Source organism: Deinococcus pimensis DSM 21231 (assembly GCF_000519345.1).
Lineage (GTDB): Bacteria > Deinococcota > Deinococci > Deinococcales > Deinococcaceae > Deinococcus_A > Deinococcus_A pimensis.
Window position 1 is genome coordinate 12087 of record NZ_KI912669.1, and the last position, 238, is coordinate 12324.

Below are 238 nucleotides of genomic sequence, written 5' to 3' on the forward strand. Positions count from 1 at the left end.
ACCGCGCCCTCACGAACATCGGGAACCTGCTGCTGGAGACGGGCGAGGACGAGGCCGCCGAGGGCTACTACCGCCGGGCCCTCGACCTCAACCCGGACTATCCGGGCGCGCACCACAACCTCGCGGTGGTCCAGAGGCGCCAGCGCAAGCTGGGCGCGTCGGTGCGGTCCCTCAAGACCAGCCAGCGCCTCGCGGTGCGGCAGGCGAGCGCGCAGGGCCGCGAGGACGCGAAGGAACG

At 73.1% G+C, this 238-nt stretch carries 1 protein-coding gene; it reads left to right on the forward strand.

Annotated elements, in window-relative coordinates; genetic code table 11:
- Positions 1-238: tetratricopeptide repeat protein (locus DEIPI_RS32580; RefSeq protein WP_045234699.1), on the forward strand; the 238-nt coding region annotated here is incomplete at both ends.